Annotated in this window: 25 protein-coding genes and 1 pseudogene; 15 read left to right on the forward strand and 11 right to left on the reverse strand. The window is 63.4% G+C overall.

Going from position 1 to position 25,322, the window contains the following annotated elements; genetic code table 11:
- Window positions 1-15 precede the first annotated feature (15 nt).
- The 5 genes from zwf (at window position 16) to X744_RS149415 (ending at window position 5,494) form a co-directional block, all read left to right on the forward strand.
- Entirely contained in the window at window positions 16-1,392 is a 1,377-nt protein-coding gene (zwf, locus tag X744_RS149435; RefSeq protein WP_023760918.1) for a glucose-6-phosphate dehydrogenase, read from the forward strand.
- A 12-nt stretch (window positions 1,393-1,404) separates the two neighbouring features.
- A complete protein-coding gene (locus tag X744_RS149430) occupies window positions 1,405-2,124 on the forward strand; it encodes an ROK family protein (RefSeq protein WP_023760919.1) in 720 nt (239 codons plus the stop codon).
- A gap of 214 nt (window positions 2,125-2,338) precedes the next feature.
- Window positions 2,339-2,797 carry a MucR family transcriptional regulator gene (locus X744_RS149425; RefSeq protein WP_023760920.1) on the forward strand — a complete coding sequence of 153 codons (459 nt, stop codon included), beginning with the start codon at window positions 2,339-2,341 and terminating at the stop codon, window positions 2,795-2,797.
- 194 nt (window positions 2,798-2,991) lie between these two features.
- A complete protein-coding gene (locus X744_RS149420; protein ID WP_023760921.1) occupies window positions 2,992-4,092 on the forward strand; it encodes a pyridoxal phosphate-dependent aminotransferase in 1,101 nt (366 codons plus the stop codon).
- 163 nt (window positions 4,093-4,255) lie between these two features.
- Window positions 4,256-5,494, forward strand: a complete 1,239-nt coding sequence (locus X744_RS149415) for an MFS transporter (RefSeq protein WP_023760922.1) — start codon at window positions 4,256-4,258, stop codon at window positions 5,492-5,494.
- A gap of 6 nt (window positions 5,495-5,500) precedes the next feature.
- Here X744_RS149415 and X744_RS149410 read toward each other — a convergent pair whose 3' ends face one another.
- From X744_RS149410 to hemC, 6 genes and pseudogenes are all read right to left on the reverse strand, one after another.
- On the reverse strand, window positions 5,501-6,217 hold the full coding sequence (locus tag X744_RS149410; RefSeq protein ID WP_023760923.1) for a glutamine amidotransferase: 717 nt from the start codon (window positions 6,215-6,217) through the stop codon (window positions 5,501-5,503).
- A gap of 14 nt (window positions 6,218-6,231) precedes the next feature.
- Window positions 6,232-6,711 (reverse strand): TerB family tellurite resistance protein, encoded by a 480-nt coding sequence (locus X744_RS149405; RefSeq protein WP_023760924.1) that lies wholly within the window; start codon window positions 6,709-6,711, stop codon window positions 6,232-6,234.
- A gap of 124 nt (window positions 6,712-6,835) precedes the next feature.
- Window positions 6,836-8,453, reverse strand: a pseudogene (locus tag X744_RS01000000170035) (heme biosynthesis protein HemY).
- A gap of 10 nt (window positions 8,454-8,463) precedes the next feature.
- On the reverse strand, window positions 8,464-9,969 hold the full coding sequence (locus X744_RS149400; protein WP_023760925.1) for a mitofilin family membrane protein: 1,506 nt from the start codon (window positions 9,967-9,969) through the stop codon (window positions 8,464-8,466).
- 109 nt (window positions 9,970-10,078) lie between these two features.
- Window positions 10,079-10,795 (reverse strand): uroporphyrinogen-III synthase, encoded by a 717-nt coding sequence (locus X744_RS149395; protein WP_023760926.1) that lies wholly within the window; start codon window positions 10,793-10,795, stop codon window positions 10,079-10,081.
- Window position 10,796: 1 nt separating this feature from the next.
- Window positions 10,797-11,723 (reverse strand): hydroxymethylbilane synthase, encoded by a 927-nt coding sequence (gene hemC / locus X744_RS149390; RefSeq protein WP_023760927.1) that lies wholly within the window; start codon window positions 11,721-11,723, stop codon window positions 10,797-10,799.
- A 158-nt stretch (window positions 11,724-11,881) separates the two neighbouring features.
- Here hemC and tsaD point away from each other — a divergent pair, with 158 nt between their 5' ends.
- From tsaD to X744_RS149360, 6 genes are read left to right on the forward strand one after another with little or no spacing between them, the layout of a single operon-like run.
- On the forward strand, window positions 11,882-12,967 hold the full coding sequence (gene tsaD / locus X744_RS149385; RefSeq protein WP_198032259.1) for a tRNA (adenosine(37)-N6)-threonylcarbamoyltransferase complex transferase subunit TsaD: 1,086 nt from the start codon (window positions 11,882-11,884) through the stop codon (window positions 12,965-12,967).
- Window positions 12,964-13,986 carry an NAD(P)H-dependent glycerol-3-phosphate dehydrogenase gene (locus X744_RS149380; protein WP_023760929.1) on the forward strand — a complete coding sequence of 341 codons (1,023 nt, stop codon included), beginning with the start codon at window positions 12,964-12,966 and terminating at the stop codon, window positions 13,984-13,986. Before tsaD ends, X744_RS149380 begins: the two co-directional genes overlap by 4 nt.
- A 36-nt stretch (window positions 13,987-14,022) precedes the next feature.
- Window positions 14,023-14,319 (forward strand): YciI-like protein, encoded by a 297-nt coding sequence (locus X744_RS149375; RefSeq protein ID WP_023760930.1) that lies wholly within the window; start codon window positions 14,023-14,025, stop codon window positions 14,317-14,319.
- Between the two features lie 40 nt (window positions 14,320-14,359).
- On the forward strand, window positions 14,360-14,785 hold the full coding sequence (locus tag X744_RS149370) for an EVE domain-containing protein (protein ID WP_023760931.1): 426 nt from the start codon (window positions 14,360-14,362) through the stop codon (window positions 14,783-14,785).
- Between the two features lie 53 nt (window positions 14,786-14,838).
- Window positions 14,839-15,438 (forward strand): methyltransferase, encoded by a 600-nt coding sequence (locus X744_RS149365; RefSeq protein ID WP_245266795.1) that lies wholly within the window; start codon window positions 14,839-14,841, stop codon window positions 15,436-15,438.
- 51 nt (window positions 15,439-15,489) lie between these two features.
- The gene (locus X744_RS149360) at window positions 15,490-15,906 is read left to right on the forward strand and encodes a DUF1761 domain-containing protein (RefSeq protein WP_023760933.1); all 417 of its coding nucleotides are present in this window, start codon (window positions 15,490-15,492) and stop codon (window positions 15,904-15,906) included.
- 15 nt (window positions 15,907-15,921) lie between these two features.
- Here X744_RS149360 and gcvA read toward each other — a convergent pair whose 3' ends face one another.
- On the reverse strand, window positions 15,922-16,842 hold the full coding sequence (gene gcvA, locus X744_RS149355) for a transcriptional regulator GcvA (protein ID WP_023760934.1): 921 nt from the start codon (window positions 16,840-16,842) through the stop codon (window positions 15,922-15,924).
- A gap of 130 nt (window positions 16,843-16,972) precedes the next feature.
- Between gcvA and X744_RS149350 the strand changes: the two genes are divergently transcribed.
- Window positions 16,973-17,233 carry a hypothetical protein gene (locus X744_RS149350; protein ID WP_023760935.1) on the forward strand — a complete coding sequence of 87 codons (261 nt, stop codon included), beginning with the start codon at window positions 16,973-16,975 and terminating at the stop codon, window positions 17,231-17,233.
- A gap of 52 nt (window positions 17,234-17,285) precedes the next feature.
- Here X744_RS149350 and X744_RS149345 read toward each other — a convergent pair whose 3' ends face one another.
- Window positions 17,286-17,822 carry a L,D-transpeptidase gene (locus X744_RS149345; protein WP_198032260.1) on the reverse strand — a complete coding sequence of 179 codons (537 nt, stop codon included), beginning with the start codon at window positions 17,820-17,822 and terminating at the stop codon, window positions 17,286-17,288.
- A gap of 144 nt (window positions 17,823-17,966) precedes the next feature.
- Here X744_RS149345 and X744_RS149340 point away from each other — a divergent pair, with 144 nt between their 5' ends.
- The 3 genes from X744_RS149340 (at window position 17,967) to X744_RS149330 (ending at window position 20,465) form a co-directional block, all read left to right on the forward strand.
- Entirely contained in the window at window positions 17,967-18,650 is a 684-nt protein-coding gene (locus X744_RS149340; protein WP_023760937.1) for a response regulator transcription factor, read from the forward strand.
- Between the two features lie 121 nt (window positions 18,651-18,771).
- Window positions 18,772-19,227 (forward strand): cyclic nucleotide-binding domain-containing protein, encoded by a 456-nt coding sequence (locus X744_RS149335; RefSeq protein ID WP_023760938.1) that lies wholly within the window; start codon window positions 18,772-18,774, stop codon window positions 19,225-19,227.
- A 146-nt stretch (window positions 19,228-19,373) separates the two neighbouring features.
- Window positions 19,374-20,465 (forward strand): glycosyltransferase family 9 protein, encoded by a 1,092-nt coding sequence (locus X744_RS149330; RefSeq protein ID WP_023760939.1) that lies wholly within the window; start codon window positions 19,374-19,376, stop codon window positions 20,463-20,465.
- Between the two features lie 137 nt (window positions 20,466-20,602).
- Here X744_RS149330 and X744_RS149325 read toward each other — a convergent pair whose 3' ends face one another.
- The 3 genes from X744_RS149325 to X744_RS149315 all read right to left on the reverse strand — a co-directional run bounded on the left by X744_RS149325 (window position 20,603) and on the right by X744_RS149315 (window position 25,081).
- Window positions 20,603-21,409, reverse strand: a complete 807-nt coding sequence (locus X744_RS149325; protein WP_023760940.1) for an exodeoxyribonuclease III — start codon at window positions 21,407-21,409, stop codon at window positions 20,603-20,605.
- A gap of 167 nt (window positions 21,410-21,576) precedes the next feature.
- On the reverse strand, window positions 21,577-22,260 hold the full coding sequence (locus X744_RS149320) for an outer membrane lipoprotein carrier protein LolA (RefSeq protein WP_023760941.1): 684 nt from the start codon (window positions 22,258-22,260) through the stop codon (window positions 21,577-21,579).
- A gap of 169 nt (window positions 22,261-22,429) precedes the next feature.
- Window positions 22,430-25,081 carry a DNA translocase FtsK gene (locus X744_RS149315; protein ID WP_023760942.1) on the reverse strand — a complete coding sequence of 884 codons (2,652 nt, stop codon included), beginning with the start codon at window positions 25,079-25,081 and terminating at the stop codon, window positions 22,430-22,432.
- Window positions 25,082-25,322 lie beyond the last annotated feature (241 nt).

The following is a 25,322-nucleotide window of genomic DNA, read 5'->3' on the forward strand; positions in this document are numbered from 1 at the left end:
GCAGGGGAGACGCGCATGAGCCAGGAACGCTCCGACACGCTGGTGCTCTTCGGAGCGACCGGCGACCTCGCCCACAAGAAGATATTTCCAGCGCTTTACCAGATGGTCGCCAAGGGCACGCTGACCGAACCGGTGATCGGCGTTGCCTTCGACGCCTGGGACATCAAGCAATTGCAGGCCCGCGCCCGCGACGGCATCGTCAATGCGCTGGGCAAAATCGACGAGAAGGTGTTCGCACAGTTCGCCTCGCAACTGCGCTATGTCAGCGGCGACTACCGCGACGGAGCGACCTTCGAGAAGCTGAAAAGCGCGCTTGGCACCGCACAGCGGCCGATGCATTACATGGCGGTGCCGCCGACCATGTTCGAGACCGTCGTCCAGGGGCTGGAGCAATCGGGCACGGCCCAGGGCGCGCGGCTGATGGTGGAAAAACCTTTCGGCCACGATCTGCAATCGGCACGCTGGCTGAACCGGGTTCTGCATCTGGTGTTCGACGAACAGTCGATCTTCCGCATCGACCACTATCTCGGCAAGGAAGCGATCCAGAACCTGCTCTATTTCCGCTTCGCCAATTCCTTTCTCGAGCCGATCTGGAACCGCAATTTCGTCGAGAGCGTGCAGATCACCATGGCCGAGGATTTCGGCATCGAGGGTCGTGGCCGCTTCTATGACGATGTCGGCTGCATCAGGGATGTCATCGAGAACCATCTGCTCAACATCCTGTTGCTGCTTGCCATGGAGCCACCCGTCGGCCGTTCCGCCGACGACCTGATCGACGAGAAGGTGCAGGTGCTGCGCGCCATCCGCACGCTGACCAGGGACGATGTCGTGCGCGGCCAATTCACTGGCTATCTCACTGAACCGGGCGTGGCCCCGAACTCGCCGGTCGAGACCTTCGCGGCGGTGCGCTTCTTCGTCGACACCTGGCGCTGGCAGGACGTGCCGTTCTTCATCCGCGCCGGCAAGAACATGCCGGTGCATGTCACCGAAGTGGTTGTGCGGCTGAAGCGGCCGCCGCTCGACGTCTTCGATCCGATCAAGCCCGCCGACCAGAACTACGTCCGCTTCCGTATCGACCCGCAGGTGGTGATCGCCATCGGCGCGCAGCGCAAGGCGCCGGGCGACGACATGATCGGCGAACAGGTCGAACTGACGGCGCTCGACGACAGCAAGGGCGACATGCCGCCCTATGAGCGGTTGATCGGCGACGCCATGAACGGCAACGGTCAGCTGTTTACCCGCCAGGATGCCAGTGAGCTGGCCTGGCGCATCGTCGGGCCGGTGCTCGGCGACACCACGCCGCCCAATCTCTACGAGCCGGGGACATGGGGTCCGGCGGACGTTATGGGCGGCTTCGGGCCGCCCAACGGCTGGATCGATCCGGAAAAGTGAAAGGGTGGCACAATGGCCAAGGCGGTGAAGCAATCGGCATCGGGCTCCGAGAAATCAGGCACTGAAAAGATCGTGCTTTCGATCGATATTGGCGGCTCGCACGTCAAGATCCTGACCAGCGCCGGCGGTGCGGAACGCAGGGCGGACTCCGGACCGGGCCTGACACCGCAGCAGATGATCGACGCGGTGAAGAAGCTCGCCGAGGGCCTGTCCTATGATGTCATTTCGATGGGCTATCCCGGCCCGGTCAATCATAACAGACCGCTCACCGACCCCGCCAATCTTGGCAAGGGTTGGGCTGGATTCGACTTCGCGGGTGCGTTCGGCAAACCGGTGAAGGTGGTCAACGACGCACTGATGCAGGCCATTGGCAGTTACGAAGGCGGGCGCATGCTGTTCCTCGGGCTCGGCACCGGTCTGGGCGCGGCGATGATTGCGGACAATGTCGCCCAGCCGATGGAACTCGCCCACCTACCCTATAAGAACGGCAAGAGCTTCGAGGACTATGTCGGCGAACGCGGCCTGGTAAAGCGCGGCAAGAAGAAATGGCGCGGATATGTCTTCGATGTGGTCGAACGGCTCCGTGCCGCGATGCTGCCTGACTATGTCGTCATTGGCGGCGGCAATGTCGACAAGCTCGATGAATTGCCCGCCGACTCCAGGCGCGGCGACAACACACGCGCCTTCGAAGGCGGATTTCGTTTGTGGCGCGACAAGGCGCTGATAGTCTGATATTGTTATTGTTTAATATAGTTGTTCAAAATAGCGTGTGATATGATACAAGTCATTGCAGTGCGCAGATTTGCCGATTAGGAATTCCGCGCCACAACAACGCCGCCCGTCCCGTGGATGCACAAAGGACGCTTTAGCATTTTGATTTTGCGCATGATCCTTCGGGGAATCGAATCCGATTTTCAGGTCATTCGCTTTTAGACGGAGAAATAGAGTGATCGACGATAGCAACAGCGCCCGTAAAGACATCGACCTGCTCGAACTGACCGCTCACATCGTATCCGCTTACGTCGAGAAGAACCGTTTGCCCGTCTCCGGCCTGCCTGACCTCATCGCCAGCGTCAGCGCCTCGATAAGCGGGCTCGGCAAGCCGGTGGCCCCATTGGCTGCTCCGCTGGTTCCGGCGGTCAACCCCAAGAAGTCGGTGACGCCCGATTACATCATCTGCCTCGAAGACGGCAAGAAGTTCAAATCGCTGAAGCGTCACATCGGCGTGCATTTCGGCCTGACGCCGGACGCCTACCGCGCCAAATGGGGCTTGCCGTCGGATTATCCGATGGTCGCCCCCAACTATGCCGCCTCGCGCTCGCTGCTGGCGAAGTCGATCGGTCTTGGCCGCAAGGCCGCCCCCATCAAGGCACCTAAGGGCAGGAAGGCCAAAGTTTCAGCCTGAGGCATGTCGCTCAAAAGCATTTCCTCGGGCTTGACCGAGGGTGCGCAGTAGTTTGGGATAACGACCTCCTAAGGCAAGGACCTATTTCGGCGCTGAGCCAATAAATTGATTGAAGCCTGCCGGCGAATCCGCCTTGGCAGGCTTCATGTTTTTATGGCTTGGATGGGTCGAACGGGTTCGTTGGGGAGTGAGCCATGAACTACACCAGAATGGTGATCGAGAAAGAGGCGCCGGAAGAGTACGGCTACGACCGTATCCGCCACAATCTCTCCGAAAGCTCGATCGCCGACCAGAAGCTCTCCGACATCGGCCTGTCGCTGCCTGATCTCACGCTTTTCTATGGTGAGCATCGCGGCGACAAGGCTTTGCGCGCGCAGATATCGGCGCAGCATGCCGGCATTTCATCAGATGATGTCCTGGTCACCGCCGGCGCCGCAGGCGCGCTGTTCATCATCTCGACCTCGCTTTTGTCGGCGAACGACCATCTCGTCGTCATCAGGCCCAATTACGCCACCAACATCGAAACCCCACGGGCGATCGGCTGTGCCATCGGCTTTGTCGACCTGGCTTTCGAGGAAGGCTTCGCCATCGATGTCGAGCGCGTCAAGGCGGCGATGCAGCCGAACACCAGGCTGATCAGCGTCACCTGCCCGCACAATCCGACCGGCACGATGATAAGCCGGACCGATCTCGATGCGCTGGTGGCGCTGGCCGAAAGCAGCAACTGCCATCTGCTGGTCGACGAGACCTACCGCGACCTCTCCTATGGCAAGCGGCTGCCGTCGGCCGCGTCGCTGAGCCGGAAGGCGATCAGCGTCTCGTCATTGTCCAAGGCCTTCGGCATTCCCGGCATCCGCATCGGCTGGCTGATCACCAGGGATGCGGAGCTTCAGGAAAAGTTCCTCGCCGCCAAGGAGCAGATCGGCATCTGTGGCAGCGTCATCGACGAAGCCATCGCGCGCGGCATGCTCGAGCGCCGCGACGCTTTCCTGGCGACGCTGCTGCCTGAAATGGCGAAGCGCCGCGACATCGTCCAGGCATGGATCGACCGCGAGCCGCTCGTCGACTGGGTGCGGCCGGAAGGTGGCGTCGTCGGCTTCCCCCGCCTGAATGTCGATCACGGTTTCGACCTCGACCGGTTCTATGTGAATCTGCTTGAGAACCACGGCACGTATGTTGGGCCCGGCCACTGGTTCGAGATGGAGAAGCGGTTCTTCCGCATCGGCTTTGGCTGGCCGACGGAAGCCGAACTACGCGGCGGCCTCGACGCAATCTCCGCCGCGCTGCAGCAGTAAACTCCCCGTGCGGTCGATGGAGCAGGTTGAAAATTCCTTGATCCAGCACCGATTTTGACGCATATCCGCGGCGAACTGAGCTAAAAGTTCCGCCAGCCGGACCAGCGCCCATCGTGGAAGTGCCCCGCCAGCTGATGCCATCACAACGGGGCCTCTTGAATCCATGACAACCGAACAGATATTGCCCGACCAGCGCTATGCCGCGTTCCGCCATCGCTCCTTCCTGAGCTATTGGGCGGCGCGTTTTCTCACCACCTTCGCCACCATGATCGTGTCCGTCGCTGTCGGCTGGCAGATGTACGACCTGACCCGGAACCCGCTCGATCTCGGCCTGGTCGGCATCGTCCAGTTCCTGCCTTCGCTGCTGCTGGTGCTGGTCACCGGCGTCGTCGCCGACCGCTTCGGGCGTCGGCTGATCATGGCGCTGGCGGTGGTGCTGGAAGCGATCTGCGCGCTGACGCTGCTGCTTCTGACGCTGCGCGGCATCAGCGGACCGCTGCCGATCTTCGCCGTGCTTGCCATGTTTGGCATCGCCCGCGCCTTCTTCGGTCCGGCCTCCGCCTCGCTGTTCGCCAATCTGTTGCCGCCTGAGGATTTCGCCAACGCCATCGCCTGGAATTCATCGGCCTGGCAGACGGCGACCATAGTCGGTCCAGTTGCCGGCGGCCTGCTCTACGGCGTGTCGCCGGAAGTGGCCTACGGCACAGCCGCCGCCCTGATGCTTGTGTCCGGGCTGCTGATCTTCACCATCCCGAAGCCGTCGCAACGCACGGAGACCGAAAAGCCGACGATGCAGAACCTGTTCGGTGGGTTCAGCTACATCTGGAGCGAGAAGATCGTGCTGGGGGCTATTTCGCTCGATCTGTTCGCGGTGCTCCTGTCCGGCGCCTCGGCGCTGCTGCCGGTCTACGCGCGCGACATCCTTCAGCTCGGCCCCTGGGGTCTCGGTCTGCTGCGCTCGGCCCCGGGTGTCGGCGCCATCTGCGTCGCCGTCTGGCTGGCCGGCCATCCGATCCGCAACCATGCGGGTTTGATCATGCTCGGCTTTGTCGCCGCGTTCGGCGCCTTCACCGTGCTGTTTGGCCTGTCGACCATCACCTGGCTGTCGATCGTCGCCCTTGCCTTCCTTGGCGCGACCGACATGTTCAGCGTTTACATCAGGGAGACCTTGATCCAGCTGTGGACGCCCGACCATGTGCGTGGCCGCGTCAATGCCGTCAACCAGGTCTTCGTCGGAGCTTCCAACGAGGTCGGCGAATTCCGGGCCGGAACGATGGCAGCACTGATCGGCACGGTACCGGCCGTCGTGGTCGGCGGTTTCGGCGCGATCGTCGTCGCCGGATTGTGGGTGGTGTTGTTCCCTCAACTACGCAGGGTGCGCCATCTCAGCGGGCGCAATTGACGTGTCTTATCGAGCGGCCGGCTTGCCGAAGATCAGACGCAGGAACTCGTCCAGCCATCGCCTGAGATGCATGTCCCAGATCAGCCGGCCGCCGAGATGATCGCGGCCGGGCTGCGCGCCCGGCAGCTCGAAGCGATGCGCGCCGCGCACCACCCAGCGCTGCATCATCACCCTGGTCAGCTCGCCATGGAACTGGATGCCCCAGGCATTGTCACCATAGCGGAAGGCCTGATTGGGATAGGTCTCGGCCGTCGCCAGCAGCGTTGCGTCCTTGGGTAGCGAAAAGCCCTCGCGGTGGAACTGATAGACCATCTCAGGCCAATGCATCAGTTGCTTGCCGGCTTCGGTCGCCTTCAGCGGATACCAGCCGATCTCGACCAGCCCTTCGCCGTGGCCCTCGACCTTGCCGCCGAGATGGTTGACCAGCATCTGCGCGCCAAGGCAGATGCCGAGGCACGGCCGGTTCTCCCTGAGCGGTATTTCCAGCCAACTGGTCTCGCGGCGGACGAATTCATCCTCGTCATTGGCACTCATCGGCCCGCCGAACACCACCGTGCCGGCATGGCCGTCCAGCGTGTCCGGCAAAGTGTCGCCCAGCGGCGGACGTCGAACGTCGAGCTCGAAACCCTCTTCCAGCAGCATATGGCCGACGCGCCCGGGGCTCGAATTCTCCTGATGCAGCACGATCAGTATCTTCGGCTTCGAACTCGTTTGGCGCGGCATGGGAAGGCGAAAACCTATTCGTCGCTCGATGTTCCGGTGGCGCCAGGTGCAAGTGCGGCCGCCTTGCGGCGCGCCTCGACACGGTCGCTGCGCTCGACGCCGATCAGCTCGGCGACGCGCCAGACAGTGTTGTCCTCCAGCTCGTGCAGCTCGCCATCGGCATAGACGATTTCCCACATCAGGCCGATGAAGGCCTTGCGCGCATCGGCATCGAGATGACGCTTCAAGACACTGGTGAAGGCATAGAGGTCGATCGCCTCATTGTCGGCCCGCTCGCCGGCGGCGACAAGCGCTTCAAGTTCGGCACCGCTGATCGAGTAGCTCTGCGCCAGCACCGCCTTGAACCGCTCCCATTCGACATCCTGGCGCACGCCATCGGCGTTCATCACATGGTAGAGCAGCGCCGAAGCCGCAACGCGGGGATCGTCCGTACTGGAACGCGCGCCAGCGCCGGACGGCAAATCCCTGAGAAATGACAGAACGCGTTCAAACATAGATCCATTCCTCAGAGCATGATGCCGAAAAGTGTGAAGCGGTTTTCTCGGACAAACGGGACCCGTTTGTCCAGACATCATGCTCTATTTCCTTGAGTCAGAGGGGCCTGGCGGCCGGCCCAATTCAAAACAACCGAAACCGGCGTGGCGATTTTTCCGCTTCCTCGTCCGGATCGACGCCGGGATCATCCGGCAGCCGCGTATGCTCCTCGGCCGGCTCGACGCCCTCGGCATCCGTCGGCACCGCGGCGAAGGCCGCCGCCGTGATCGGCCTGACATGATCCTCTTGGCTCTCGGTGTCCTTATCCGCGGTCCCGGTCGGGCGGCTTTCATCGATCACCTCGACCGGCCTCTTCTCGCTCGTCGGCTTTGCCAGTGCTTCAACGACCGGCGCCGCACTGGCCGGTGCATCGTCATGGCTGTCGATCAACTGGCCGAGACGCTCCATCGGGGCGCGCCACTCGAAGGCATCTAGCCGACCCGTGATCGGCGATACCGGCGCCCAGCGTTCCGACACCACGCCGTCGGCGACCCAGGCCGGATCGCGCGGCGCCCGTACCGCCCTCGACAGCAGCTGCCGCACCTTACCCTGGTCGCCGGTCTCGGCCTCCTCGATGTCCGCGAGCAGCAGATAGGCGCCCTCGCGGCGGTCCATCCGGATCGCGGCCTCGGCCTCGCGGCGGGCGGTCGAGAAGTCCTGCGCGTCGAGTGCGGCGCGCGCCACCGTCATCGACGATTCGGCGTGGTTCTTCTTCATCTCCTGCAGCTTCTTCGCCCGGTTGAGGCGGTCGAGCACGGCGTCACCCGGCCTTGCATGTGTATAGAGCTCGGCGACCTCAGGGTGCGGCTCGGCCTTCCACGCCGCCTCGAGGATCTTTGAGCCCTTGCGCACGTCGTTCTGCTTGAAGAATGCCGCGGCGGCGGCAACGGCGGCGGGCGCGAAGTCCGGCCGAAGCCGGTTGGCCTCGATCGCCGCGGTTCTGGCGGCAGCGGGATCGCTGTCGGCGAGCGCCTGCGCCTTGGCGGTCAACAGCACGGCGCGGCGGCGATTGGCGGCTTNGGCGATTGGCGGCTTCGCGCTCGATCTGCCGTGTCGCCTTCTGCGCGTCGACCAGTTTCAAGGCACCGTCCCAGTCGCCGCGCGCCGTCAACTCTTCCAGCGTCGATTCGGCGGCCCAGGCCAGCTGCGGCGCCACCGCCGCGGCGCGGCCGGCGTAGTGTCTGGCGGCGTTGCGGTCGCCGAGCCGTTCAGCTTCGAGATAGAGCCCGCGCAGGCCAAGCAGCCGCATTTCGGGATCGTCGAGCATGCTCTCGAATTTCTGCCGCGCTCCTTCATGATCGCCTTCGAGCAGCGACGCCTGCGCCTCCAGCAGATGGATCAGCGGTTCCTGGTCGGAACGGATCAGCTTGGCCGCTTCCTTGGTCTTCTTGCGGGCCAGCGCCCCGTCACCGGCGCCGGCGGCGATCATGCCGGTCGACAGCGCCTGATAGCCGCGATCGCGACGGCGGACGCGGAAATAGCGCGAGATGGTGTAGGGGCTGTTCCACAGCGACTTGAGCAGCCACCACAGGATCATCACCGCGGCGACGACCGCGACGACAGCCACCGCCGCCACCATCAGGCTGACCTGGTATTGATAGCCGCTGAAGGTGACGACCATGTCGCCCGGACGGTCGGCCAGCCAGGCAAAGCCCAATCCGAGCGCGAAAACGACGATGAGGAAGCCCAGCAGGCGGATCATTCTGTTGCCCTCATGCCTTCATCGCGCCGGAGATCAGTGCGTCGACCTGCGTTTCGACTTCGATGCGTGCCTTCAGTTTGCCGGCAAAGTCGGCGCCGGCAGCCTTGGCGGCTTGCGGCAGCGTGTCATATTCACTGAGTGCCTTGGCGTAGTCGCCCTGTTTGACCGCCGCTTCCATCCGCGCGACGATCTCGGGCGCTCCAGCACCTTCGACAGCGCCGATCGGCCTGACCTTCACCAGCGATTCGGCGCTCGACAAAAGGTTCTGCAGGAAGCCGGCATTCTCATCGACAGGGGTTGCCGCGGCGACCATGGCAGTGGCGGCGGCATCTGTCTGCGAGGCGATCTCGGTGCGGGTGGAGACGCCCTTTTCAGCATAGGGGCGCAAGGTCGCAAGCTGCGGCGCGTCCGGTGAAATCGCGGCGAGGGTTTCGAGTTCGGCCGCAAACGGCCCGCCACGCTCGAGCGCCGCCTTCAATGCCGACGCGGCGATGGCGAGCGCGATCTTCGGCTGTCCGGCCGTCGCTTCTACCTTGCCGGAAAGTTGCGACACCGACTGCTCCAATGCGGTGAGCCTGCCATCTTGCGCTGTCATCGCCGCGCCTGTCGACTTCACCAGTGTATCGAGGCCGGCCAGTTTTTCGTTGAGCGGGCCGAGATCGACCGGCGCCGTGCCGCCTGCCTTGCCAAGTGCTGCGACCTCCGATTCAATCTGCTTGATCCTGTCGCCCAGTGCGGCGAGCCCGGCAGTGTCGCCAGCTCCGCCGGATTCGACCGCCGATTTCAGCGCCGCGACATCGGCCCTGACCTGCTCCAAGCCTGAAGACAGCCCGACTATCTTGGCTGCTGCATCGCTGTTGCCGCCAGCTTCCTTCAAGCCGGCGATTTCGCTCTTCAGCGAAGCGATCTCGACATTGACGCCCTCGAGCGAGACACCGGCATTGGAGCCCGGCGCGCCGAGCAGGCCCGCAAATTGCAGCCCCCCGGCGCCGAGCAGCGCGATGACGCCACCGATGATACCGGCAGCGATGCCGTTGAAGCTGCTACGCCTTGCCGGGGGCGGTACCATTTCCTCGTCCCGGGCCTCGGTTTTGGCTTTGTTGCCGTCGGTCTGCGTGCGCTTCGCCGATGCGTCTTCGAAATTGTAGTCGAAGGCTTTGGTTTTGCCGGCCGGCGCGTCGGACGATCCGGGATCGTTGGACGATTCGGGACCGTCGAACGATCCGGGATAGGGGAGCTCAGCCTCACTACTGCCCTTGCCCGCCGCCGCTGGCTGCTCCGATTCGGCGTGGGCGTCGGCATGCTCCCAGGGCTCGAGGTCGGTCTGGTCGGCATGCACCGGCTCATCGGGGCCCTCAGCCTGCGAAGCGTTCTCTGCTTCCTCAGCCTTCGCCTCGTCTGTCTGGGCCCTGGCTGCATCCTCGTCGACGACGCGTGAAACGGCGCCTGGCTCCAGATCGATGGTCACCGGCTCGCGGCGGCTTTTCGAGTGTCGCATCTTCGGCGTCTTGACCATGCCTGGCTCCGCACAATTCGCTTCGTCTCAACGCCTTGCGGCGCACGATAGTTCAAAAAGGGTCTAGCACATCACCAAGCGGTGAAAAGGGGCGGTGTGATGACGCGGCTCAGAGCCGCTCCTGCAAAAGCGCCAGCAGGGCTTCCTCGTCAGGCTGCGCGGCAATGCGGGTTCTTTCGCTTGCGATATCGTCGAGGGCTGCCGCGATGCGCGCCGAAAGCGCGAAAAACCATGTTTTCTCAAACAGCCCTTGCAGAGCGAGCCGGCTGGCCAGCACCTGGATCGCGGCAGCCGCCTTGGTTGAATAGAGCAGCACCGCGTCGACAGGTTGGCCTGCCAACATCGCAACAATGGCCTCGTCCGAATAACCCAATTGCAGGGTGTCATATGTCTCGACGGCATGGACCCGGACGCCCGCCGTCTGCAGCCTCTGTTCGAATGCCGGAAAGCGCACGCGCCCGCAGAGATAGGCAATCGTCTTGCCTGAGTGGTCGCCAGCAAGTCTGTCGGCGAGACCTTCGGCATTACCTGGGCCTTCACTGACAGACAAAAACCCCGCTTCGCGCGCGGCTTGCGCCGTCCTTTTGCCGACGGCATGGCAAGGCAACGCGGCGAACGCCGCGATGATTTCCTTCGGCGCATGGCGCACGGCATTGGCGCTGGTGACGGCCACGGCGACGGCATCGTCTGGAACCACTCCGCCATCGACCGGCAAAGCCACCGTTTCGGTCAAGGGCAACAGGATTGGCTGGAACCCTGTCTCCTTAAGTTGCCGCGCGGTGCGCGAGGCGCCCGGTTCCGGTCTCGTCACCAGGACGCGACGCATTTCAGAGCCAGCCGTCGAAGAACTTTTCGCCGGCTTTGGCCCGCACCGTCCGCGCGGCTTCATCGCCGATGCGGGCGGCGTCCTGCGCCGGTCCCTGCAGCTCGACCGTGTGCGACTGCGTGCCGTCGGGCGAGATGATCAGTCCGGCGAACGACAGTTTTCCGTCCTCGATCGTCGCATAACCAGCGATCGGCGTGCGGCAGGAACCGTCGAGCGCTGCCAGGAAGGCGCGTTCGCAGGCCAGCGCCTGGCCGGTCGGCACATCATGGATAGCCGCCAGCATCTTTTCGACATCGCGGTCGCCGATACGCGTTTCGATGCAGATCGCGCCTTGCCCCGGTGCCGGCGGGAAGATGTCGAGCGGTATCAGGTCGGTCACGACATGCTCGAGCCCAAGGCGCTTCAGCCCTGCATAAGCCAGGATGGTGCCGGCGGCGACGCCTTCGTCGAGCTTGCGCAGCCGCGTCTGCACGTTGCCGCGGAACATCACCACGTCGAGATCAGGCCGCATGCGGCGGATCAGCGCCTGCCGCCGCAGCGACGACGAGCCGACTTTCGCTCCCTGCGGCAGTTCGGCGATCGTCTTCGCCGCCTTGCCGACAAAGGCGTCGCGCGCGTCCTCGCGCGGCAGGAAGGCGGACAATTCGAGACCGTCGGGCAGCTGCGTCGGCATGTCCTTCGACGAGTGCACGGCGATGTCGATCCGGCCCGCCAGCAGCGCCTCCTCGATCTCCTTGGTGAACAGGCCCTTGCCGCCGGCTTCCGACAGCGGCCGATCCTGGATGCGGTCGCCGCTGGTCGAGATGACGACGATTTCGAACGCCTCTGCCGGCATGCCATGCGCGGCCATCAGTCGCGCCTGCGTTTCATGCGCCTGTGCCAGTGCTAGCGGACTGCCGCGTGTTCCGATTCTCAAGGTTGTTTGCATGGCGCGCGGTCCGTGATACCCCCCGGCCTGAGCATTTTGCAGCCAAGTGGAGCCACTTGGGGTCGCAGAAATGCGGCTAAAGTAACCGAGGCCTTTTCAGGCCCTTCTCCTAGCGGGGAAAGGCCTGACAGACAATCTCTTGGGATAGCGACGAATTGATCCGCGTTCTTGGCATAGAGACGAGTTGCGACGAAACCGCAGCCAGCGTCGTGGCGATAGACGGCGATGCCGCGCCAAAAATCCTGTCCAACATCGTGCTTAGCCAGATCGAGGAACATGCCGCATTCGGCGGCGTCGTGCCGGAGATCGCGGCCCGCGCCCATGTCGAGGCGCTGGACGGCATCATCGAGGCGGCGCTTGCCGATTCGGGCGTCGCGCTCGCCGACATCGATGCGATCGCCGCGACCGCCGGTCCTGGCCTGGTCGGCGGGCTGATCGTCGGGCTGATGACGGCCAAGGCGATCGCCGCGGCGGCCAACAAGCCGCTGATCGCCATCAACCATCTCGAAGGTCATGCCTTGACGGCACGGCTGACCGACGGGCTCGATTTTCCCTATCTGCTGCTGCTGGTCTCCGGCGGCCATACGCAGATCCTCGCCGTGCGTGGAGTCGGTGACTATCAGCGCTGGGCAACCACCATCGACGACGCGCTCGGCGAGGCCTTCGACAAGACGGCCAAGATGCTCGGCCTGCCCTATCCCGGCGGACCGAATGTCGAGAAGGCGGCACAGACCGGCAATGCCTCACGCTTTGTCTTTCCGCGTCCGATGAAGGGCTCGGCACAGCCCGATTTCTCCTTCTCCGGATTGAAGACCGCCGTGCGCCAGGCGGCGGCGGCGATTGAGCCCTTGAACGACCAGGATGTCGCCGACATCTGTGCCTCGTTCCAGGCGGCGGTCGCCGATGCGCTGGCCGACCGCGTTTCTCGCGCGTTGGCCCGCTTTCGAGAAACATTTCCCGCCACCAAGACTCCGGCGCTGGTCGTTGCCGGCGGCGTCGCCGCCAACCGTACTATCAAGGCGATGCTTGAGCGGCTCTGCGCCGAATCCGGCTTCACCTTCATTGCGCCGCCGCTAAAGCTTTGCACCGACAATGCGGCGATGATCGCCTGGGCTGGCATCGAGCGGCTGCGCCAAGGCATGGCGCAGGACAACGGCTTCGATTTCGTGCCGCGCTCGCGCTGGCCGCTGGACAGCATCTCGACCCCGATGGTCGGCTCCGGCCGGCGCGGAGCCAAGGCATGAACGAGGGGGCAATGAGCCGCAACGACACAGCGCCAACCGGCTGGCGCGTTGCCGTGCTCGGCGGCGGGGCCTGGGGCACTGCCTTGGCGCTGGCCATGCTGCGCGCCGGCCATTTCGTCCGCCTTTACGCGCGCGACCCGGAGACCGTCGCCGCGATCGACCGCGGCGAAAATCCACGCTATCTGCCGGGCATTATGCTCCAGGCCGGCATCGTGGCGACGAGCAACATCCAAGCCGCGCTCGACGGCGCCGATTGCGTGCTGGCGGTGACACCGGCGCAGTCGCTGCGGGCTACGCTGGCAGCAGCGAAGGACCATATGCCGGCCGGCAGCCCGCTCGTTCTCTGCGCCAAGGGCATCGAGCGCGATACAGGCGCCTTGCTGTCGGCAATCGTCGAAGAGATCCTGCCGCAAAATCCGGTCGCGGCCCTGTCGGGCCCAAGCTTCGCCACCGATGTCGCCCGCGGCCTGCCGACGGCCGTGGTCGTCGCCGCCCGCAACGAGACTCTCGCCGCCGATCTCGCAGCCCGCTTTTCGGCCGAGAACCTGCGCTGTTATTCGAATGACGACTTGATCGGCGTCGAAATCGGCGGCGCCTTGAAGAATGTCTTTGCCATCGCCGCAGGTGCTGTCACCGGCGCCGGTCTCGGCGCCAGCGCCCAGGCCGCCATGGTGACGCGCGGCTTTGTCGAACTGCGCCGCATCGGCGCCGCCTTCGGCGCGAGGCCTGAAACCTTGATGGGGCTTTCCGGCCTTGGCGACCTGCTGCTCACCTGCTCGTCCACCCAATCGCGCAATTTCGCCTATGGGCTGGCGCTCGGGCAAGGCAAGCTTCTTGCCGGGTTGCCGCTGGCCGAAGGCGTGCCGACGGCGGCGATCGCTGCCCGCATCGCCATAGAGCACAATATCGACGCGCCGATCATTGCCGCGGTCGCTGCCATACTGGACGGCGCTATCACCATCCGGCAGGCTGTGACGGCCTTGATGACCCGGCCGCTGAAGACCGAAACCAACGATTGATCCCACGACATCTATTCAACGACCAGGAGAGAGACCATGCTGTTTGCTGTGATTTGCAAGGACAAGCCGGGAAGTCTGCAGGTGCGCCTTGACACGCGGCCCGAGCATATCGCCTTCCTGGAAGGCCTGAATGGCGACAAGAAACTGGCTTTTGCCGGTCCGTTCCTTGACGCCGAAGGCAAGCCCAATGGCAGCCTCGTCGCCATCGAAGCGCCCGACATGGCGGGTGCACAGGCCCTTTCAGCCGCCGACCCCTACGCCAAGGCCGGCCTGTTCGAGAGCGTCGAAATTCGCCCGTGGAACTGGACGTTCAACAAGCCGCCGGCTAGTTAATTCCGATCGTCGGCGAGCGACCCTCAGGAGCAGAAAAGACATGAACTACTGGCTGTTCAAATCCGAACCTTCGGTCTTCTCCTTTGAGGCGCTGAAGGCCAAAGGCAAGGCCGGCACGCAATGGGATGGCGTGCGCAACTACGCCGCACGCAACAACATGAAGGCGATGCAGATCGGCGATCTCGGCTTCTTCTATCATTCCAACGATGGGTTGAACGTGGTCGGCATCGCCGAGGTCTGCGCGCTGGCCCATCCCGACACCACGTCGGATGATCCGCGCTGGGAATGCGTCGACATCCGCGCCGTCAGGGATGTGCCGAACCCGCCGACGCTGGAAGAGATCAAGGCCAATCCAAAGCTTGCGGACATGGCTCTGGTGCGGCTCGGGCGGCTTTCCGTGCAGCCGGTGACGCCGGCCGAATGGAAGGAAGTCTGCCGCATGGGCGGCTTGACACCGGCTCCGTGACGGCGCTGACGCCGAACAGCGCCAAACAATTCATTCTCGACAACACGGCGCTGATGGCGCCGCCGCACGCGCCGGAAATCCTGCTTCATCTTGCTGATGAAGCACATGAATTGTGGCAGCGGACCGAGGACGAGTTGGTCGAGATTGGCCTGCCGCCGCCCTTCTGGGCCTTTGCCTGGGCCGGCGGCCAAGGCCTTGCCCGCTATGTCCTGGACAATCCCGGCGCCGTGCGGGGCAAGCGCGTCCTCGACTTCGCCTCCGGCTCCGGCCTTGTCGCCATCGCCGCCGCCAAGGCCGGCGCTGCGAAGGTGATCGCAACTGACATCGATCCGTTCTGCGCGACCGCGATTTGTCTCAATGCCGAGGCCAACGACGTCATAATCGAATTCCTCGGCACGGATTGCATCGGCACCGATGCGGGATGGGACATGATCCTGGCCGGCGACGTTTTCTACGACAGATCCTTCGCCGACCGGCTGATGCCGTGGTTCTCAACCCTAGTGGCGCGCGGCGCCGAGATTCTTGTCGGCGACCCCGGCCGGTCGTATATGCCGAAGTCCGGGCTGGAACCCCTTGCGGTCTATGAAGTGGCCGTCACACGGGCTCTGGAGGATGCGCTGGTCAAGCGCACGACGGTCTGGCGCTTTGCTTGACGCCATCGCCGAACAGGCGTTCCATCATATCCGCATCTGGAGGGGGGACTCATGGATTTTTCAGCAGTGAACTGGCTGGCGGTGATCGCCGCCGCAATCGTGGCATGGCTGTTCGGCGCCGCCTGGTACATGGGCCTGAGCAAGCCATGGCTGAAAGCCGCCAAACTTGATCCGACCACGATGAAAAAATCGCCTCTGCCCTTCGTGATCAGCTTCGTCGCCGAACTGGTCATGGCGTACATATTGGCGCTTGTCGTCGGCGCGATAACGGGCGGCGAGCCGACATTGCTCGCCGGGCTGATCTTCGGCTTCGTGCTTTGGCTGGGCTTCGTCGCCACAACGCTCTCGGTCAACCATCGCTACGAGAATTTCGGCTGGGATCTGACCCTCATCGACGGCGGCCATTGGCTCGGCGTGCTGCTGATCATCGGCGCCGTGATCGGCTGGTTCGGCGCCGCGGCAGCCTGACAGTCTGCCGCAATCTCAGGTCCGCGTCTTGGCGACTTCCTCGAGAATCCAATCGCGAAAGGCGACGATACGCGGATCGTCGGCGGTACTCTCGGGATAGACCAGGAAATACGCGAACTCGGGCGCTACCCGCAGGCCGAGTTCAAAGGGCTGCACCAGCCTTCCCTGGGAAAGGTCGTTCGCCACCATGGCGAAATCGGCGAGCGCGACGGCATTGCCGTCGAGCGCCGCCTGGACGGCATCTGTAGAGTTTTTGAACACGACGGTTCGGCTGTCGTCGAAATCGTTGACACCGGCGGCCGCCATCCACATCCGCCAGTTCGGCCATGTCACGCCTTGTCGCGACCACTCGATATGGGCAAGCGTGTGGTTGAAAAGATCGCGCGGCTCGCGCAGCGGCGGACCGGAGGTCAACAGGCTCGGGCTGCACACCGGAATGAGGATGTTGTCGAACAGCCGGTGGGCGCGAAGTCCCGGGTATTTGCCGGCACCAAAGCGGATGCCGACATCGATGTCATCAAGTTCGAAATCCCGCAGTTCATAGGCGATGTCGAATCTCAGCTCGATATGGGGCTGATGCTTGCGAAAATGGTCGACGCGACGCATCAGCCATTTTGACGCGAACTGTGCGTCGAGCGTCACCTTCAAAAGGGCCGTACCGCGCGTCAGCTTATGCGCCCGCGAAACGGCCCGGCCTAGCAGGTCGAGCGCGTCGGTGGAGGCCTCGAACAGCACAGCGCCCGCCTCGGTCAGCCGGATGGTGCGGCTGGTGCGTGTAAAGAGCACCAGTCCGAGCTGATCCTCGATTTCCTTGATCTGGTGGCTGACGGCGGCTGGCGTCAGGCCCAGCTCATCGGCGGCGCGGGTGAAATTAAGGTGCCGGGCCGCTGCTTCCAGCGTCCTCAAGGCGCGAGTTCCGGGCAGCAGGCGGGTCATCTTATCCTCAAAGAAAACTTGATGATCCAGAGAAAACTACTCGTTTCTCACAGTAATTTCAATATGGCATGATCCAGCCATCGAAGCATTATCAAGCCGGACTTGATGCCCGGAGAGAACGGATCACCCCATGTCCATCATCGCTTTGAATTCATCGACACGCCGTCCGGCCTGGCTGACGGAGGCCCTTGACTGGCTGCGCCATGCCCGGGTCGCGATCAATCTCCCGCACCAGAACGTCGAAGACCTGTCGGATCGGCAGCTGCGCGACGTCGGCGCCAGGCGCAAGGACGTTGCACGCGCCATGGACCGCGAAATGGGCCGCCTCGGCCTTCTCGACATCGGCTGGCAAAGGAATAAGGAGACAGGCAGTAAAGGAATAGGGGGCTAAAGCGCGCCGACGCGCATCCACTCCCTACTCCCTACTCCCTACTCCCTACTCCCTACCTCACCACCCTCACCACCGTCCGATCCGACAGCAGCGGCAAAAGCCGCGCCATGGTTCGCGCCGTCACCGCCACGCAGCCTTGCGTCGGCGTGAAGCCGGGGCGCGCCAGGTGGAAGAAGATAGCGCTGCCGCGGCCGCGCCGGCGTGGCGCCACGTTCCAGTCGAGCACCAGGCAGGCATCGTAGAGCCGGTCGTCGCGCCGCATGCGTTCGTGGCTGGCACCATAGGGGATCTTGACCGGCCTGTTGTAATTGCGGTCGTCAGGCACTTCGCACCAGCCCAGATCAGGCCCGATCGGCGTCATCGTCAGACGGGTCTTGCGGCCGCTGGAGAACTGATCTCCCCGGAAATATCCCGACAGGATCCGCATCGAGGCCAGCGGCGTGGCGCCGTCGCCTTCGCGCTTGTCGGCCGAGATACCGCCGCCCCCCAGCGCGCACGCAAACACCGTTTTGCCGGCCTGCAGCAGGCCCTGGCTTGGATGGCCGGGCCTGGCCCGCACGGTCAGCACGCGCAGCCCTTTTCGCAAAATTGCGCCGGCTGCATTGCGATCGTGTTTTTTCTTGTATGATCGTGCCACGGAACAAATCACTGTGATCGGCTGTTGTGCCGGTCAGCTTCCGCATAAACAGGCAGCGGTCAACTGAATTTTCTTTTCAAAACAACGGATTGATCCATGACTTCACGCACCATTCTAATCGTCGATGACGATGACGACCTGCGCGGCACCCTGGTCGAGCAATTGTCCCTTTACGAGGAATTCGACGTGCTGCAGGAATCGACTGCCGCAAAAGGTGTCGCCACTGCGCGCGGCGGCCTCATCGATCTGCTTATCATGGATGTCGGGCTGCCCGACATGGATGGCCGCGAAGCGGTAAAGATCCTGCGCAAGGGCGGCTACAAGGCGCCCATCATCATGCTCACCGGCCACGACACCGATTCGGATACGATCCTTGGCCTCGAAGCCGGCGCCAACGACTATGTGACGAAGCCGTTCCGTTTCGCTGTGCTGCTCGCGCGCATTCGCGCGCAATTGCGCCAGCATGAGCAGAGCGAGGACGCCACTTTCTCGGTTGGGCCTTACACCTTCAAGCCCAGCCAGAAACTGCTGATCGACCCGCGCGGCGGCAAGGTGCGGCTGACGGAGAAAGAGGCCTCGATCATCAAATATCTCTATCGCGCCGACCAGAAGGTGGTGACGCGCGACGTGCTGCTCGAGGAAGTGTGGGGCTACAATTCCGGCGTCACTACGCACACGCTGGAAACTCATGTCTACCGGCTACGCCAGAAGATCGAGCGCGATCCTTCCAATGCGGAAATTCTTGTGACAGAAAGCGGTGGCTACAAGCTGGTTCCTTAAACATTTCATTATCCAATGAGCGGTCTGGGCGGGACTGCTGTCGGGTGCGATCCTGTCGGAGGGGGATTCAGGATCGACTCGTGAAGGAGGGATTGGACTGACCGTTCGGGGACACAGCTAGATGGCGCTGGATGACGACATCCGCATCCTGTCCGCCGTGAGGCTCTTCGAGGGCTTCACGCAGGAACAATTGCGCCTGCTCGCCTTTGGCGCCGAGAACACCAGGCTGCTTGCCAACCACAAGCTTTACCGCGAGGACGACGAGGCCGATTCGGCCTATATCGTGGTCAGCGGGCGTATCGTCCTCTATCGGGAGCAGGATGGCGAACGCATCCCGATCGGCACCGCCGGCCCCGGCACGATCCTGAGCGAACTGGCCTTGATCGCCGACACCAATCGGCTGACCAGCGCATCGGCCGAAATCGATTCCGAAGTGATCCGGCTCAGCCGCAAGATGTTCCGCCGTATCCTGGAGGAATATCCCGAAGTGGCGGTTCAGTTGCACCAGCGAATCCTGGAGGATTTCCAGGCGATGATCCGCCGCATCGAAGAGCTGGCGCCACGCTTCTCCGGCTGAGATGGAGGCGCAGATATACGGGCTGACCGTACTGCCGCCCGGACCTGAGGGTTCCGTTGACAGGCAACAGGTGAAATCCTACAGAACCCCTCGAAGGCGGGCGGCCTAACAGGCACCGCCACCACCAGGTTCCTGGGGAGCGAGGCATGCTGCCAGCTCGGTATGAGACGATCATCCTGTATGCCCGCAACGACGCGTTCGGCGACGGATTGATCCGGATTCCGGCTTTGCGCGCCGCCAGAACCGCGTTCCCCGATAGTTTTATCGTCTACGGAACCACCGGCTCGTCGTCCCTTGAACATGTCCTCGATCGCCATGCCGGCCACTTGGTCGATGCGATCAATGTACGGACGCCTCTGGCGCATCTCGTCGCCAGCCACCGCAAGGGCAAGGGGCGATTGGCCGTTGTCGATTTCCGCATCTCGGCGCGTTGGCTGCTCCAGGCCTCGGCGTCGCTGCTCGGCCGCGGGATCGCCTATGAAGCGAACTTTCCGGGTTTCGCTCTTTCCTGGCGCCCTGGCCAAAGGTCGGAAGCACGACCCGAGCACAATGCATGGCGTTACCACCGCCTCATCGAGCGACTTGCGGGGAAACGGTTGCCTTTCGACCATCGGCTGGAGCCCACCCCGGCCGCGCGGGCGGCGGCCAGGAGCCTGGCGGAGGGCAAGCATGCTCCCTTGATCGTTGTCGCGGCGCATGGCGACGGCGGCAAACGCATGACGGCGGATCAGGTTGTCGCTATCTCCGACAGCTTGATCGCCGACGGGGCAAATCTTCTCTATGTGAAAACCCCGGGGGACGGCCCTGATGTGGCAGAACTGGCCCAACGCGTGCCGAAGCTGCAACTTGTCGATTCCAGCACGGTCGAGGGTGTCGATGTCAGCGATCTTCTGCTGGCGCTCGGAGAGTTTGCCGATCTTTACATTGGCGCCGAAGGCGGTACGGCACATCTCATGGCGACCGTGATGACGCCGATGGTCATCGTCAGTGGCGGCGCCAATATGGCCCGTTGGAGGCCGCTTTCCAATTGCGTGGACGTGATCGAGTCCCGCCACGCAAGTCCAACCGGCCTGGTCGCCAATGTCCCGGCGCCGAAAATTATCGAGGCGGCCCAGCGGATGCTGGCGACGCGCCACCGCGACCACCCCTACCTGCTGGATCACGCGGCAGGCGTATCAGCGCCGCAATTTCGGGACAACGACACGCGCAAGGACAAAGACTTGAAGCGCGTCGTTTGAATCCGTCTGGCGCGCTTTGGGGTGTGTTTGAGATTCAGATCAGGCCGCGTCGAAAAAGGCGGGTTCCGAGTGAAAGCACCGGTAGTACAGGAGGCCGTCATTTGCAGTCCGGCGGCCTCACTTGAATATAGACACACCTAATCCAGATCGAACCGCGCGATGACAGGCACATGGTCCGACGGGCGCTCCCAGCCGCGCGCCAGGCGCAGGATCTCGTAGCCGGAAAAGCTGGGCACCAGATTTGGCGACGACCAGACATGGTCGAGCCGGCGGCCGCGGTTAGACGCTTCCCAATCCTGCGCTCGGTAGCTCCACCAGGTGTAGAGCTTCTGCTCATGCGGCACGTTGAGCCGCATCAGGTCGACCCAGTTGCCGGCGAGGCGCATCGCCTCGAAATTTTCCGTCTCGACCGGCGTGTGGCTGACGACGTTGAGCAGTTGCTTGTGCGACCAGACGTCGTGTTCGAGCGGGGCGATGTTGAGGTCGCCGACCAGCACCGAGCCGGACACCTCGTCATGCTCGGCCCGGATGGCATTCATCTCGGCGACGAAATCGAGTTTGTGCTTGAACTTCCTGTTGATGACGGGATCCGGTTCGTCGCCACCGGCCGGAACGTAGAAATTGTGCAGCAGGATCGCCTTGCCGCCGGCCCGCACCGTCACCGAGAGGTGCCGGCTGTCCTCGATCTCGCAAAAGCGTCGCTTCTCGACCACCTCGATCGGCCGCCGCGCCACCGTCGCGACGCCGTGATAGCCCTTCTGGCCATGGAAGGCGATGTGCTCGTAGCCGAGCTTGCGGAAGGCTTTTTCGGGAAACAGCTCGTCCGGAACCTTGGTTTCCTGCAGGCAGAGCACGTCAGGCGCATGCTCGACGAGCAGGCGTTCGACGATCGGCATGCGCAGCCGAACGGAGTTGATGTTCCAGGTGGCGATGGAAAAGGGCATTGGCAATCCAGGACAGCGTGCAACCGGCCAGAACCGATGGGTCCCGGCGGGGAAGACGCCTTTTGACGGAGTCAGCCCGGGAAATTGCCAGCCGCGGGCGGCAAAGACAAGCCGGGCAACGCCCGACGAGGCCCGGCCCGCTGCTTTCCACAGCTATAACGACAGGCTTAGCGCGGCTTGTTGGTGTTGAGCTCGCGGTTCGCCGTGTAGTCGATGGCAAAAGTGTCAGGCGCGAAGCTGACGCCTTCCTTGGTGTTGAAGATCATCACCGTCGTATCCTTGCCCTGCGCGTCGGTGATCGTCCACTGGCGCAAATCGAAGGTTTTCGGATCGAACATCATGGTGATCTTCGAATTGCCGAACACCGATTTGTCGGCGAGCTGGATGGTAGTAAGGTCATCCTCCTGCTTGACGCTTTTGACCCGGTCGCCGGAGAGGTCGATCCTGTCGTCGAGCAGCAGCTTCAAAGGCGTCTTCGACAGCGGATAGAGATCTGACGTGTTGAGCTTCTTGTTCAGGATGACCACCGACTTGCCGTCTGAAATCACCCGGAAGTTTGAAGAGCCATCATAGTTGAAGCGGATCTTGCCGGGCCGTTCGAGGAAGAACTTGCCGCCTGTCTGCTCGCCCTTGGGGCCGAACTGCACGAATTCGCCGCTCATCGATTTGACCGAGGAAAAATGATCGGCGATCTTCTGTGCCGCGGCCGGCACGGCCGCCTGCGCCGAGGCCAGCACCTGGAAGCCGGGCACCGCGTTGAAGGCTGCCGCCCCTGCAATCGCCAGGCCGAGGCCCAGCAACTGACGCCGTGAGGGAGCAACTTTGCCGGGCGCTGAAGGATCATTTCTCATGTCGGTCACTCTCATCTGATTCCTGAGTTGTTCTGTGCTTGGACCGCCAGTTAGGCTGAAATTTGGCGGGTCAAGCGTCCCTCAGTCGGTTCAACGCCTTGAAACGTTCCAGGTTGCCGGACCGGCTGTCACAAGCGTCAGGCCTTCTCGTCAGAATCAGGCCTTCTCGTCAGAACTTGTCGTCTTCGGTCGGCACCAGGATCTCGCGCTTGCCGGCATGGTTGGCCGGGCCGACGATGCCCTCCTTCTCCATCTTCTCGATGATCGAGGCGGCGCGGTTGTAGCCGATGCCCAGCCGGCGCTGGATATAGCTGGTCGAGGCCTTGCCGTCGCGCAGCACAACGGAAACCGCCTGATCGTAAGGATCGTCGGAATCCTCGAAATTGCCGTTGCCGCCACCGCCGCCTGAACCGCCCTTGCCGGACGGCTCGTCGTCGTCCTCGCCGTCGTCCTCGGTGATGGCGTCTAGATATTCCGGCACGCCCTGCAGCTTCAGATGCGCGACGATCTTCTCGACCTCTTCGTCGGCGACGAAGGGGCCGTGCACGCGCTGGATACGGCCGCCGCCGGCCATGTAGAGCATGTCGCCCATGCCGAGCAGCTGCTCGGCGCCCTGTTCGCCCAGAATGGTGCGGCTGTCGATCTTCGACGTCACCTGGAAGGAGATGCGGGTCGGGAAATTGGCCTTGATGGTGCCGGTAATGACGTCGACCGACGGACGCTGCGTGGCCATGATGACATGGATGCCGGCGGCGCGCGCCATCTGCGCCAGGCGCTGCACCGCACCCTCGATGTCCTTGCCGGCGACCATCATCAGGTCGGCCATCTCGTCGATGATGACGACGATATAGGGCATTGGCTCGAGATCGAGATTCTCGGTCTCGTAGATCGCCTCGCCGGTCTGGCGGTCGAAGCCGGTCTGCACGGTGCGTGAGATCTTTTCGCCCTTCTTGTCCGCCTGGCTGACGCGGGCATTGAAGCCGTCGATGTTGCGCACGCCGACCTTGGACATCTTGCGGTAGCGGTCCTCCATCTCGCGCACGGTCCATTTCAGCGCCACCACAGCCTTCTTCGGATCGGTAACAACCGGCGTGAGCAGGTGCGGGATGCCGTCATAGACCGAGAGTTCCAGCATCTTCGGATCGATCATGATCAGCCGGCAATCCTGCGGCGTCAGCCGGTAGAGCAGCGACAGGATCATGGTGTTGATGGCGACCGATTTGCCCGAGCCGGTGGTGCCGGCGACCAGCACGTGCGGCATCTTGGCGATGTCGACGATGACCGCCTCGCCATTGATGGTCTTGCCCAGCGCCAGCGCCAGCTTGGCCTTCGTCGTCTCGAAATCACGGCTGGCCAGAATCTCCCTGAGATAGACGGTCTCGCGCTTGGCGTTCGGCAGTTCGATGCCGATGGCATTGCGGCCGGGCACCACGGCGACGCGGCAGGCGATGGCGCTCATCGAGCGGGCGATGTCGTCGGACAGGCCGATAACCCGCGACGATTTGATGCCAGGCGCCGGTTCGAGTTCATAGAGAGTGACCACCGGACCGGGACGGACGGCGATGATCTCGCCCTTGACGCCGAAATCCTCCAGCACGCCTTCGAGCAGGCGCGCATTCTGCTCCAGCGCGTCCTTCGACAGGCTGGCGTCGCGCACCACGTTCTTCGGTTCCGACAGGAAGTGCAGCGACGGCATTTCGAATTTTTCCGAGCCGATCAGCGATGTCTGCGCCTCCCGCTGGACACGGGCGCCGGGAGCCGGACGCGGTGCCGGTGCCTCGACGCGGGTGGCGGCATCGGAGCGGAACGGCTGGACCTTGGTGGTGCCGCGCCTGATGGGCTCCTGTTCCGGCCCGAAATCCAGATCGTCGTCGGCTTCGAAAATATCGGCATCGTCGGGGTCGAGCGAGACGCTGCGGTCATTGACCATGGCGGCGAAGAATTCGGGCTCGACGCGGGCGCGGCCAGCCTGGCTCATCCGCGTTTCAGCGAACTCAGCCGATTCGACCCGTTCGGCGGCGCGCCGCCAGGCGGTGGAGCGCTGTTCCATCTCCGGCTCGTACTCGTCACGCTCCTGCCTTCGGCGCGCGGCGCGGCGGTGCATCCACGCGCGGAACGAGAGCCACCAATGAGTAATTGCCCCGAGCGCCAGGATACCCTCGTCGCCTTCGTCCTCATCATTGTCGAACAAAAGGTCGTCCTCGCGCGGATCAGCGGGCTCGTCCTCCATGACGGCAAATCCGTTCTTGCGTCCGATCAGCGCCGACCCATGGGCAAAGAGCCACAGCGCGGGTGCGGCCAGCAGGATGGCGATGATGCTGGCGATAAGCCCGGTCGGATAGCCGCCGATGACGACGCTGGGGATCTTCAGCACCATGTCGCCAAACACGCCGCCGAGGCCGGTAGGGAGCGGCCAGGTCTTGGGCGGCACCACACAACCGGCCATTGCCGCGGCCAACAGCGCGAAGCCGAACCAGGACAGCCCGCGCTTGGGCAGCCTGTCGATGCCGCGCGCGGAAAACAGCAGGAACCCCCAGATCACCGTCGGAACCAGCGCTGCGACGGCGGCGAGGCCGAAGAACTGCATGGCCAGATCGGAGAACACGGCACCCGCATAGCCCATGGCGTTGGTGACGGTGTTGTTCGTCGCGTGGGAGAAGCTCGGATCGGCGACGTTCCACGTGGCAAGGCTGGCGACCCCAAAGGCGGTGAGCGCGAACAGCCCAGCGCCGACCATCCGCCCGACCTGACGCCGCGCGAAGGCTTGGATGCCGTGCCCCGTATCGGCCAGCGCGAGCGGTGCTGAGGCCCCTGAACGCATGCTCTTCCCCGTCTGTCATGGACTCGCCAGGTGCGTGGCGCACTCCGGCAGATTCGGGTCTCAGACTATCGGTGGGAAGGTTAAAGGCGCATTAACTATAAGGGGTTGAGGTGATCAAACCTCGTTACCACCGGTTGAGCCGCTTGGAATGCATGCAGCAGTGCCTTTGAGGCGCTGGCAAACACCATGATGGACGACGGAGCTGGCAGATAGACCTGCCGCGGAACGAGACAATAGCGGG

Source organism: Mesorhizobium sp. LNHC252B00 (genome assembly GCF_000502955.1).
GTDB lineage: Bacteria > Pseudomonadota > Alphaproteobacteria > Rhizobiales > Rhizobiaceae > Mesorhizobium.

Excerpts from the sequence above, each read along its gene's own strand:
- X744_RS149365 (WP_245266795.1), top strand. The coding sequence starts at position 14,839 with ATGGCGCCGCCGCACGCGCCGGAAATCCTGCTTCATCTTGCTGATGAA.
- X744_RS149410 (WP_023760923.1), bottom strand. The coding sequence starts at position 6,217 with ATGCCGCGCCAAACGAGTTCGAAGCCGAAGATACTGATCGTGCTGCAT.
- X744_RS149320 (WP_023760941.1), bottom strand. The coding sequence starts at position 22,260 with ATGAGAAATGATCCTTCAGCGCCCGGCAAAGTTGCTCCCTCACGGCGT.
- X744_RS149400 (WP_023760925.1), bottom strand. The coding sequence starts at position 9,969 with ATGGTCAAGACGCCGAAGATGCGACACTCGAAAAGCCGCCGCGAGCCG.
- X744_RS149380 (WP_023760929.1), top strand. The coding sequence starts at position 12,964 with ATGAACGAGGGGGCAATGAGCCGCAACGACACAGCGCCAACCGGCTGG.
- X744_RS149330 (WP_023760939.1), top strand. The coding sequence starts at position 19,374 with ATGCTGCCAGCTCGGTATGAGACGATCATCCTGTATGCCCGCAACGAC.
- X744_RS149420 (WP_023760921.1), top strand. The coding sequence starts at position 2,992 with ATGAACTACACCAGAATGGTGATCGAGAAAGAGGCGCCGGAAGAGTAC.
- X744_RS149325 (WP_023760940.1), bottom strand. The coding sequence starts at position 21,409 with ATGCCCTTTTCCATCGCCACCTGGAACATCAACTCCGTTCGGCTGCGC.
- zwf (WP_023760918.1), top strand. The coding sequence starts at position 16 with ATGAGCCAGGAACGCTCCGACACGCTGGTGCTCTTCGGAGCGACCGGC.
- X744_RS149405 (WP_023760924.1), bottom strand. The coding sequence starts at position 6,711 with ATGTTTGAACGCGTTCTGTCATTTCTCAGGGATTTGCCGTCCGGCGCT.
- X744_RS149315 (WP_023760942.1), bottom strand. The coding sequence starts at position 25,081 with ATGCGTTCAGGGGCCTCAGCACCGCTCGCGCTGGCCGATACGGGGCAC.
- hemC (WP_023760927.1), bottom strand. The coding sequence starts at position 11,723 with ATGCAAACAACCTTGAGAATCGGAACACGCGGCAGTCCGCTAGCACTG.
- X744_RS149415 (WP_023760922.1), top strand. The coding sequence starts at position 4,256 with ATGACAACCGAACAGATATTGCCCGACCAGCGCTATGCCGCGTTCCGC.
- X744_RS149340 (WP_023760937.1), top strand. The coding sequence starts at position 17,967 with ATGACTTCACGCACCATTCTAATCGTCGATGACGATGACGACCTGCGC.
- gcvA (WP_023760934.1), bottom strand. The coding sequence starts at position 16,842 with ATGACCCGCCTGCTGCCCGGAACTCGCGCCTTGAGGACGCTGGAAGCA.
- X744_RS149430 (WP_023760919.1), top strand. The coding sequence starts at position 1,405 with ATGGCCAAGGCGGTGAAGCAATCGGCATCGGGCTCCGAGAAATCAGGC.
- X744_RS149335 (WP_023760938.1), top strand. The coding sequence starts at position 18,772 with ATGGCGCTGGATGACGACATCCGCATCCTGTCCGCCGTGAGGCTCTTC.
- X744_RS149375 (WP_023760930.1), top strand. The coding sequence starts at position 14,023 with ATGCTGTTTGCTGTGATTTGCAAGGACAAGCCGGGAAGTCTGCAGGTG.
- X744_RS149350 (WP_023760935.1), top strand. The coding sequence starts at position 16,973 with ATGTCCATCATCGCTTTGAATTCATCGACACGCCGTCCGGCCTGGCTG.
- X744_RS149360 (WP_023760933.1), top strand. The coding sequence starts at position 15,490 with ATGGATTTTTCAGCAGTGAACTGGCTGGCGGTGATCGCCGCCGCAATC.
- X744_RS149370 (WP_023760931.1), top strand. The coding sequence starts at position 14,360 with ATGAACTACTGGCTGTTCAAATCCGAACCTTCGGTCTTCTCCTTTGAG.
- X744_RS149395 (WP_023760926.1), bottom strand. The coding sequence starts at position 10,795 with ATGCGTCGCGTCCTGGTGACGAGACCGGAACCGGGCGCCTCGCGCACC.